The 8,902-nt window shown below is 71.0% G+C and carries 11 protein-coding genes; 7 read left to right on the top strand and 4 right to left on the bottom strand.

The genetic code is table 11. The annotated features are described in order from the left end of the window. Positions 1 to 280 precede the first annotated feature (280 nt). Entirely contained in the window at positions 281 to 1,240 is a 960-nt protein-coding gene (locus ACFXBC_RS19235) for an SAM-dependent methyltransferase (RefSeq protein WP_385025279.1), read from the bottom strand. 77 nt (positions 1,241 to 1,317) lie between these two features. Continuing rightward, positions 1,318 to 1,938: an ATP-binding protein gene (locus ACFXBC_RS19230; protein ID WP_385025276.1), complete on the bottom strand. Its 621-nt coding sequence runs from the start codon at positions 1,936 to 1,938 to the stop codon at positions 1,318 to 1,320. A 191-nt stretch (positions 1,939 to 2,129) separates the two neighbouring features. Between ACFXBC_RS19230 and ACFXBC_RS19225 the strand changes: the two genes are divergently transcribed. Together ACFXBC_RS19225 and ACFXBC_RS19220 are read left to right on the top strand one after the other, a co-directional pair. Then, entirely contained in the window at positions 2,130 to 2,366 is a 237-nt protein-coding gene (locus ACFXBC_RS19225; RefSeq protein ID WP_385025273.1) for a DUF397 domain-containing protein, read from the top strand. A 101-nt stretch (positions 2,367 to 2,467) separates the two neighbouring features. Next, positions 2,468 to 3,379, top strand: a complete 912-nt coding sequence (locus ACFXBC_RS19220; RefSeq protein WP_385025270.1) for a DUF5753 domain-containing protein — start codon at positions 2,468 to 2,470, stop codon at positions 3,377 to 3,379. A gap of 219 nt (positions 3,380 to 3,598) precedes the next feature. Here the strand turns inward: ACFXBC_RS19220 and ACFXBC_RS19215 are convergent, their stop codons facing one another. Beyond that, complete coding sequence (locus ACFXBC_RS19215) at positions 3,599 to 4,357, bottom strand: SigE family RNA polymerase sigma factor (RefSeq protein WP_385025267.1); 759 nt, start codon at positions 4,355 to 4,357, stop codon at positions 3,599 to 3,601. Positions 4,358 to 4,619: 262 nt separating this feature from the next. Between ACFXBC_RS19215 and afsQ1 the strand changes: the two genes are divergently transcribed. The 5 genes from afsQ1 (at position 4,620) to ACFXBC_RS19190 (ending at position 8,405) form a co-directional block, all read left to right on the top strand. After that, positions 4,620 to 5,297 carry a two-component system response regulator AfsQ1 gene (gene afsQ1, locus ACFXBC_RS19210; protein ID WP_385025264.1) on the top strand — a complete coding sequence of 226 codons (678 nt, stop codon included), beginning with the start codon at positions 4,620 to 4,622 and terminating at the stop codon, positions 5,295 to 5,297. Continuing rightward, positions 5,294 to 6,793 carry an ATP-binding protein gene (locus tag ACFXBC_RS19205; RefSeq protein WP_385025261.1) on the top strand — a complete coding sequence of 500 codons (1,500 nt, stop codon included), beginning with the start codon at positions 5,294 to 5,296 and terminating at the stop codon, positions 6,791 to 6,793. Before afsQ1 ends, ACFXBC_RS19205 begins: the two co-directional genes overlap by 4 nt. After that, a complete protein-coding gene (locus tag ACFXBC_RS19200) occupies positions 6,790 to 7,401 on the top strand; it encodes a hypothetical protein (protein ID WP_385025258.1) in 612 nt (203 codons plus the stop codon). Before ACFXBC_RS19205 ends, ACFXBC_RS19200 begins: the two co-directional genes overlap by 4 nt. Before the next feature lie 163 nt (positions 7,402 to 7,564). Further along, positions 7,565 to 8,146: a VanZ family protein gene (locus tag ACFXBC_RS19195; RefSeq protein ID WP_385025256.1), complete on the top strand. Its 582-nt coding sequence runs from the start codon at positions 7,565 to 7,567 to the stop codon at positions 8,144 to 8,146. A 58-nt stretch (positions 8,147 to 8,204) separates the two neighbouring features. Further along, complete coding sequence (locus tag ACFXBC_RS19190; protein WP_385025253.1) at positions 8,205 to 8,405, top strand: PspC domain-containing protein; 201 nt, start codon at positions 8,205 to 8,207, stop codon at positions 8,403 to 8,405. 113 nt (positions 8,406 to 8,518) lie between these two features. Here ACFXBC_RS19190 and ACFXBC_RS19185 read toward each other — a convergent pair whose 3' ends face one another. Continuing rightward, positions 8,519 to 8,848 (bottom strand): ATP-binding protein, encoded by a 330-nt coding sequence (locus ACFXBC_RS19185; RefSeq protein ID WP_385025250.1) that lies wholly within the window; start codon positions 8,846 to 8,848, stop codon positions 8,519 to 8,521. Positions 8,849 to 8,902 lie beyond the last annotated feature (54 nt).

Below are 8,902 nucleotides of genomic sequence, written 5' to 3'. Positions count from 1 at the left end.
CCCCGCACCGGCACCCCGCCCCGGACACGCGCCCGGCCCTGCCCCGCCCCCCCGCCTCGACTCAGCGCCCGGGGACCGGCAGGTCCGAGCGGCGCTCCCAGCCGACCGGATCCCCCACCGGCCGAATCCCACATCGGCCAGTTTCCCCACCGGCCGGTTCTGCCACCGGCCGGTCCGGCCCGGCTGCGGTCCGGGCTGCGCTCCCCCGCCGACCCGCGTGGCCCGGCTGTGAACCAGCGCGGCCCCCTCCGGCCCGCCCGGACCCGTAACAGCCCTGCGGTCAGCTCTCCTTGATGGCGACGCCCACCCAGACCGGGACCTTGCCGTAATCGCCCGCGGCACCGTCGACCCCACCGGCCGCCCCGCCACCGGCACCTCCGCCGTCGGACGTGCCGACCACGGTCAGGAGGCGATCCGCCGTGCCGGTCTCCGCGCCCGGGCCGCCGCCCCCTTCCCCTTCCTCCTCCGGTTCCGGCCGCCACTGGTCCGGCACGACAATGCCCGGCTCGACCAGGGTCATGCCGTCGAAGAAGCGGGCCACCTCGTCCTTGGTACGGGCCTTCAGATGCGACCCCGACGCCCTGAAGTCCGCCTCAAGAGCGCCGGATCCGGCCCGGTCGAGGTCGCGCGCGAGATGGGTGATCACCACATGACTGCCCGGCGCCAGCTCCCGGGTCAGCCGCCGCACCACCGCGTACGGGTCGGAGTCCGCGGGCAGCCAGTGCAGCAGCAGACACATGCTCAGCGCCACCGGCCTGCCGAGGTCCAGCGTCTCGTGCAGCGCGGGGGAGGCGAGTACGGCCTCCGGGTCGGCCGCGTCGGCGTCCAGATAGGCCGTGCGCCCAGAGGGGTGGCCGACGTGCAGCGCCCGTGAATGCGCCAGCACGATCGGGTCGTTGTCCACGTACACCACCCGGCTGTCCGGGGCCACGCCCTGTGCGACCTCGTGCAGATTGGGTGACGTGGGTATGCCGGTGCCGATGTCCAGGAACTGCCGGACACCGGCCTCCGCGGCCAGATACCGCGTCGCCCGGTGCATGAAGGTCCGGTTGGCCAGGGCCGTCGGCCGCGCGGACGGCAGGTTCACGAGCACCTGGTCGGCCATGGCACGGTCCGCCGCGTAGTTGGTCTTGCCGCCCAGCAGGACGTCGTAGACGCGCGCGGGGTGCGGCCGGTCCGTCCGCAGGTCGACGGGCGCCCGTCCGTCCGCCTCCGTGATCCACCCCGGCACATCACCCATCGGGTTCCCCACTCTCGTACTGCGAAGCTCTTGTACGGCGAAGCTCCCGCTGCCGCGAAGCCAACTCCCGCCCGAGCCTAGACGGTTCGCCGTACGGCGACGGGTACCGCGGCGGGTACCGGCCACGGGTCGGCCGCCGCGTACATGTCGGCCGACCTGCTGTCGGGACCTCTGGACCCGGCCGGGCACGAGACCGCGGCCCAGACCGCCTTCCCGTCGATGTCGGGGGTGGTCCAGCCCCAGGTCTCGCTGAGGCAGTCGATGATGTGCAGACCACGGCCCGACTGGGCCAGGAAGTCCGGCTCCTTGAGCCGCGGAACGGCCGTGCTCGGGTCGCAGACCGCGAACAGCACCGTCCCGCGCCTGCGCAGCATGCCCAGCCAGACCGCCTGGCCGGGTGCGGACCAGGCCGGGAGTGCCCCCATTCCGTACCGCAGTGCGTTGCTGAGGAGTTCGGAGACGATGAGCGCCGCGTTGTCGACGAGCGGGCTCAACGCCCAGTCGTGGAGCAGGGATCCGGTGAACCGGCGGCCCTCGCCGACCGCCTGGCCGCCGGCCGGCAGCGCGCAGGCCGTGAAGCGGACGGATGTGGCATCCGTCTCCTCGTGCCGGAAGGCGTCGCGCAACGCACGGCCCAGCAGTCGGTGGACGGTGGGCCCGGGTAAGGCACCTGTTGGTCCGGTCGAGCGGGATGTCATCGCGATCTCCGAGGAGCAGCCAGACGTCACGAGCGGTTGATCGCCGCCCACTATCCCTCCCCGAGGGATGGTGCCGCAACTGCATCTGCAATTACAGTTCCGGCTGACGCAATTGCTCCGGCAAGTGCAGCTGCAATTGCATATGCATGATGCCTGGTCAGACGTGCGCACCGTAACGAGGAGTGGTCAAAATGCGACAGATCGAGAACGGAACCCGGTCCGACCTGATCAAAAATGCAAACTGGAGGAAGAGTCGGCACAGCGCCCCCGGAGGCAACTGCGTGGAGGTCGCCGCCCTCCCCGACGGCAGCGTCGCGATGCGCAACTCCCGCCATCCGCAGGGTCCGGCGCTGGTCTACACGCGTGCGGAGATCGCCGCGTTCCTCGCCGGGGCCAAGGACGGGGAGTTCGACGGCCTCTCCGCCTGAGGCCCCCGGTAGCGCCGGGCACCGTCCTGCTGTACGCACCCCGGGGTCGGATGGAACACTGGCACTCTTCGTGTCCGTCCAGTCGCCTCACGGGAGTTGGCATGACCGCCATACAGCGGCCGAGCAGTGAACAGCTTTCCATAAGGCGGTACCTGGACCACCAGCACATCGGGCCGACGGCGCTGCGCATCCTGCTGGGGGCGCGGCTGCGCAGGCTCCGGCAGGACCGCGATGTCTCGCGGGTGGACGCGGGCCGGGCGATCCGGGCGTCGGACGCCAAGATCACCCGGCTCGAACGCGGTCAGGTCGGCTTCAAACAGCGCGATGTCATCGACCTGCTGACCCTCTACCGGGTACTGGACGAGGAATCGCGGGCCGACTACCTGGAGATGACGCGGCAGGCCAACCTGCCGGGCTGGTGGCACCGGTACAACGACGTGCTGGAGAGCTGGTTCGAGATGCACGTCGGCCTGGAGGAGGCCGCGTCCCTCATCCGTACCTACGAGGTCCAGTTCCTGCCCGGCCTGCTCCAGACACCCGCGTACGCCCGGGTCGTCACCCGCCTCGGCTACCCGAGCGCGCCGGAATCCAGGGTGGACCGGCTGGTCGAACTGCGCATGGAGCGCCAGAAGCTGCTCACCCGGCCGGAGGCTCCCACTCTGTGGGCGGTCGTGGACGAGGCCGTCCTGCGCCGCCCCTTCGGCGGGGCCGAAGTGGTGCGCGGGCAGCTCGAATACCTCATGGAGGTGGCCGAACTGCCCAATGTCACGCTGCAGATCGCCCCGTTCAGCGTGGGCGCGATGGCGGCGGCCGGCACCCCCATCACCATCCTGCGGTTCAACGAACCGGACCTGCCGGACAAGGTCTATCTGGAACAGCTGACGGGCGCGGTCTACCTCGACAAGCAGGAGGAGATCGACCAGTACTCGCTCATCATGGACCGCCTGGTCACCGAGGCGGACCCGCCGCAGGACGCCGGCAGATTCATCAAGAAGCTCCTCGATCAGATGTAGCTCCGCGGACACGGACACCGGACACGGACACCGCGGACACGGGAGCGGGGCTGGACAAGCCCCCCCCGGCCTGTCCAGCCCCGTTCCGCTTCCCCCGTGCTCCCCCGTGTCTTCCCCCGTACCCCCGTTGCCCCCCGTGCTCTCCCCCGGGGCCCCCGCCCCCGTCGTACCCGCTGTCTCCCCCCGGAACAGCGGTCCCTCCCCCGGCCCCCCGGCCCTTCAGGCGACGAGCTCGCCGAAGGACTCCTGCTCGTCACGGCCGAAGCTGAGGACGTCGTCCTCGCGCAGCCGGCGCAGGGAGCGCCAGATGCTGGACTTCACCGTGCCGACACTGATGTCGAGAATCTCCGCGATCTCGGGATCCGTACGGCCCTCGTAGTAACGCAGCACCAGCATCGTGCGCTGCGTCTCGGGCAGCCCGGCCAGCGCCTGCCAGAGCACCGCGCGCAGCTCGGTGCCGCGCATCGCGTCCGTGTCGCCCACCGTCTCCGGGAGCTGCTCGGTCGGGTACTCGTTGAGCTTGCGCCGGCGCCAGGCGCTGATGTGCAGATTGGTCATGGTCCGGCGCAGATACCCGCCGACCGCCGCCTTGTCGCTGATCCGGTCCCAGGCGCGGTACGTGGAGAAGAGCGCGCTCTGGAGCAGGTCCTCGGCCTCGAAGCGGTCACCTGTCAGGTGATAGGCGGTGGCGTACAGGGAGGCGCGGCGTTCCTGCACGTAGGCGGTGAACTCCGCCTCCGACGCGGAGGGCCGCTCCCCCGCTGTCTCCCCGTGCGCCGCCGCCTGGTTCGGTACGGCCGCCTTGGCGACCGCCGCCGGTGCGTCAACGACCGTCATGTACGACGGATGCTGACGCCCGGTGCCACGAGAGCACCCCCGCCCTCCCGCGGCACCGGACTTCTCGGTGTTGCGTGCGGTCACCACGTCGTGGAGCCGCGTGATTACTGCGCCGGAGTTGTTGCTGTGCAGTGTGTTCATCTCGCGCCCCCCGCCGTGGAGTCGTGCTTCGGTCTGTTGGTGAAGAGCTTGCCTCCGCAGTTTCATGGCGGTGTCTGCCGACTGTCACAGGCGCGTTACAAGGGGTGGGGCAGGACGTGATCCGAGTGACAGCAGAGGCGACGGAAGGCCGGTCCCGTACCGCCTGCCGCCCGGTGACGGGAACCTCCACACAGAGTCACAGGAGCGCCCGCAACCCCTCCGGAGGTCGAACTCCCCTGTCCCATGGGCCAGAATGACCTCCGTGCCTTTCCTGTTGCTGATCGAGGACGACGACGCCATCCGTACGGCTCTTGAGCTGTCTCTGTCACGCCAGGGGCACCGGGTGGCCACAGCCGCCACCGGCGAGGACGGTCTCCAGCTGCTGCGTGACCAGCGGCCCGATCTGATCGTGCTGGATGTGATGCTGCCCGGAATCGACGGATTCGAGGTGTGCCGGCGGATCAGACGCACCGACCAGTTGCCGATCATCCTGCTGACCGCGCGCAACGACGACATCGACGTGGTCGTCGGGCTTGAGTCCGGGGCCGACGACTACGTGGTCAAACCGGTGCAGGGCCGGGTGCTCGACGCCCGGATCCGTGCCGTGCTGCGCCGCGGGGAGCGCGAGTCCACCGACTCCGCCGCGTTCGGGAGTCTCGTCATCGACCGCTCGGCGATGACCGTGACGAAGAACGGCGAGGATCTCCAGCTCACCCCGACCGAGCTGCGGCTGCTCCTCGAACTGAGCCGCAGGCCAGGACAGGCGCTCTCCCGCCAGCAGCTGCTGCGGCTGGTCTGGGAGCACGACTACCTCGGGGACTCCCGGCTGGTCGACGCCTGTGTGCAGCGGCTGCGGGCGAAGGTGGAGGACGTGCCGTCCTCGCCGACCCTGATCCGTACGGTCCGCGGTGTCGGCTACCGGCTGGACACGCCTCAGTGACCCGTCTGTCCTTCCACGGGCTGCGCCTGACCAGCCTGCGGCTGCGCCTCGTCGTCGTCTTCGCCCTGGTGGCCCTCACGGCCGCCGTCTCCGCCTCCGGTATCGCGTACTGGCTCAACCGCGAGGCGGTGCTGACGCGTACGCAGGACTCGGCGCTCAAGGACTTCCGGCAGGAGATGCAGAACCGGGCCGCCTCGCTGCCGGTGCAGCCGACGCAGAACGAGCTGCAGACGACGGCGGCGCGGATGGCCGCGTCCAGCAACCCCGGCTACAGCGTGCTGCTCGTCGGCGAGCGGGCCAAGGGCAAACCCGTCATCGGCTACTCCGACCTGGACGCCTTCACGCTCTCCGACGTACCGCACCGGCTCCAGGAGGCGGTGGCCAAGCAGCAGAAGGTCGGCTCGGACCAGCACTCCGCCTACCACCTCTTCTGGCAGCGCGTCACGCTGCACGGGACGCCGTACCTGGTCGGTGGCGCGAAGGTCACCGGAGGCGGCCCCACCGGCTACATGCTCACCTCGCTCGACCAGGAGCGGCAGGACCTCAGCTCGCTCGCCTGGTCGCTGGCGATCGCCACCGCGCTGGCGCTGATCGGCTCGGCGCTGCTCGCCCAGGCCGCAGCGACGACGGTGCTGCGGCCCGTGCAGCGCCTCGGCGAGGCGGCGCGGCGGCTCGGCGAGGGCAAGCTCGACACCCGGCTCAGGGTCTCCGGCACCGATGAGCTGGCCGAGCTGTCCAGGACCTTCAACAAGACGGCGGCGGCGCTGGAGAAGAAGGTCAGCAACATGAGCGAGCGGGAGGAGGCGAGCCGCCGCTTCGTCGCCGACATGTCGCACGAGCTGCGGACCCCGCTGACCGCGATCACCGCGGTATCGGAGGTCCTGGAGGAGGAGGCGGAGAGCCTCGATCCGATGATCGCGCCCGCCGTGCAGCTGGTGGTGAGCGAGACCCGCAGGCTGAACACGCTGGTGGAGAACCTGATGGAGGTCACCCGCTTCGACGCGGGCACGGCCCGGCTGGTGCTGGACGATGTCGACATCGCCGACCAGATCACCGCCTGCATCGATGCCCGCGCCTGGCTCGACGCGGTGGAGCTGGACGCGGACCGCGGCATCATGGTGCGGCTCGACCCGCGCCGCCTCGACGTGATCCTGGCGAACCTGATCGGTAACGCGCTGAAGCACGGCGGCTCGCCGGTCCGGGTCTCGGTACGGATCGAGGGCGGCGAACTGGTCATCGCGGTACGGGACAACGGCCCCGGCATCCCCGAAGAGGTGCTCCCGCACGTCTTCGACCGCTTCTACAAGGCGAGCGCGTCCCGGCCCCGCTCCGAGGGCAGCGGTCTCGGCCTCTCCATCGCGATGGAGAACGCGCACATCCACGGCGGTGACATCACCGCGGCGAACGCACCGGACGGCGGCGCGGTGTTCGCGCTGCGGCTGCCGCGCGAGCCGGTGGACCCGGCCGGGGACGGTCAGGAAGGCGGCGACTCATGAGGGCCGGGCCTTCGAGAGCCGCGGCGACAGCGGTGGGCCTCGCCGCACTGTGCGCGCTGGCGGCCGGGTGCGGCATCCGGAACACTTCCGTACCGGTGGACGCAGGGGCCGCGCCGTCGCGGGTGCCGTGCGACCTCCCCGCGGACGACGGCGCCTCCCAGGAGCCCCAGGGCATCCCGGTCCGGGTCTACCTGGTCTGCGGGAGCCGGCTGGTCCCCGTCGACCGTACGGTGCAGATAGCCGAGGGACGCACGCTCTCGGACGGGGTACGGGTGGCCGGAAAGCTCCTCGACGAACTGCGCGCGAAGCCCAGCGCGTCCGAGCGGGCGGCCGGGTTCAGCACCGATGTGCGGGGCTCCCTCTCGGTGGGTGCGGGACGCAAGGGCGACCCCGCCGGCACACTGCGGCTGAGCCGCGAGCCCGCGGACCTGCCGGCCAACGCGCTGGCCCAGATCGTGTGTACGTACGCGGAGAGCGCGGCGGCCGAGACGGACGGCTCGGTGGTGCTCGGCGGCCCGGAGGGCGACCCGCCGCGCGCGTACTCCTGCACCCAGCAGCTGAAGACCCGGCCGGACGCCGACCCGGAGCTGGGGGACGTACGCCGGTAGTGCGCCCCGCCCCGACCGGAAGGGCGGATGGCCGGAAGGGCGGCGGCTCTGGAGCCGGATGACCGGAAGGGCGGGCTGTCGTGGGGGCCTGGTGGAAATTCGGTGACGGCACGGTGACAAAGTCGGCGGAACCGATGCCACCGCTCACCGCGTCTTGTGGGGCGTGGGTCAAGGTAGGGGCGGTCGCTCCGTCATCCGTTCTCGCGTCGTGGGGGTTCTGCTCCTCGCCGCGCATCTTCTCGTTGTCGGCTGGCTGACCCTGCGCCCGCTGGATGTGATGTGGGTGACCGCTTCGAACTTCACCCCGTTCGCCGGGATCAGGGCGGATCTGGACCTGGGCGCCCTGGAGGCCACCCGCCGGATCGGTGAGGCGCTGCTGCTGCTCGCCCCGCTGGGGGTGCTGCTGCCGCTGGCCGGCGGGCGGCTGCGGGTCTCGCCCTGGGCCTCGCTGGCCCGTACGGTCGCGGCGGGTGCGCTGATCTCGCTGGCCATCGAGCTGTTGCAGACCGGGGTGCCCGGCCAGGTGGTCGATGTGGACTCGGTGCTGCTGAACACGGTGGGGGTCGCGGTGGCGCATGTGCTCGTGGTGCCCGCCGTGCGGTACCGGCTGCGGCGCAGGGGGGCGGAGCGGGCGGAGCGGACCGCCGTCCTCCGGGATGACACCCTCCAGGGGGCTACCCCGACGATTCCCAGGGTCGGGATCGCCCCGTGGAGCGATGCTCTGTACCACCGCCGCGCGTCATGATGGATATACAGGGAGCGCAACGGAACCGCTCCCGCGACGCTTCGCGAAGGAGCCCCACATGTCCGCACTTGTCCGCCCCCGTGAAGGCCGCGTCCTCGGCGGAGTGTGCGCAGCGCTGGCACGGCGCTTTGGTACCTCTGCGACCACGATGCGTGTGATCTTCCTGGTCTCCTGTCTGCTGCCGGGGCCGCAGTTCCTGCTCTATCTGGCGCTGTGGATCCTGGTGCCGGGCGAGAAGTCGCCGTCGGCCGCCTGGTAGTACGGCACACCGCCCACCCGCACACGACGGACGGGGCGCGCACCCTGGGGAGGGGTGTGCGCCCCGTCTTCGCGCGGACCGTCCCCGGCCGCGCCGGGAAAGTCAGCCGGAGATCACTGGCCGATGCCGCTCACCGCGTCCGTCACGGTCCCGGTCGGCAGGCCACCGAGCAGGCCCTTGTTGCCCTGGGCCCCGCTGCCGCCCTTGAGCGCGCGCTTCGCACCGCCGACCGCGTGCCGCCCGGACTGTACGGAGTTGTTCTTGCCGGCCGGGATCTTCGAGGTGACGGCGTTCAGCGGGAGTGTGCTGGTGACCGTACCGAGCGTGCCCGTGACGTCCGGGGTGGCCGGGACGACGGCGGCGGAGGCGGAACCTGCGGCGACCGCGGCGAAGGCGGCACCGAGAACGGCGACACCGAGGGTCTTGGCGGCAGACTGCTTCATGAGGAAAACGTCCTTGCGGGGGGAGGGGAATTGAGCGGCTACGCAAGGTAGCCA

The organism is Streptomyces sp. NPDC059398 (assembly GCF_042751845.1).
GTDB lineage: Bacteria > Actinomycetota > Actinomycetes > Streptomycetales > Streptomycetaceae > Streptomyces.
The sequence above is the reverse complement of the archived record's forward strand: the minus strand, read 5'-3'. Positions and strand labels throughout refer to the sequence as shown.

Excerpts from the sequence above, each read along its gene's own strand:
- ACFXBC_RS19235 (WP_385025279.1), bottom strand. The coding sequence starts at position 1,240 with ATGGGTGATGTGCCGGGGTGGATCACGGAGGCGGACGGACGGGCGCCC.
- ACFXBC_RS19230 (WP_385025276.1), bottom strand. The coding sequence starts at position 1,938 with ATGACATCCCGCTCGACCGGACCAACAGGTGCCTTACCCGGGCCCACC.
- ACFXBC_RS19225 (WP_385025273.1), top strand. The coding sequence starts at position 2,130 with ATGCGACAGATCGAGAACGGAACCCGGTCCGACCTGATCAAAAATGCA.
- ACFXBC_RS19220 (WP_385025270.1), top strand. The coding sequence starts at position 2,468 with ATGACCGCCATACAGCGGCCGAGCAGTGAACAGCTTTCCATAAGGCGG.
- ACFXBC_RS19215 (WP_385025267.1), bottom strand. The coding sequence starts at position 4,357 with ATGAACACACTGCACAGCAACAACTCCGGCGCAGTAATCACGCGGCTC.
- ACFXBC_RS19200 (WP_385025258.1), top strand. The coding sequence starts at position 6,790 with ATGAGGGCCGGGCCTTCGAGAGCCGCGGCGACAGCGGTGGGCCTCGCC.
- ACFXBC_RS19190 (WP_385025253.1), top strand. The coding sequence starts at position 8,205 with ATGTCCGCACTTGTCCGCCCCCGTGAAGGCCGCGTCCTCGGCGGAGTG.
- ACFXBC_RS19185 (WP_385025250.1), bottom strand. The coding sequence starts at position 8,848 with ATGAAGCAGTCTGCCGCCAAGACCCTCGGTGTCGCCGTTCTCGGTGCC.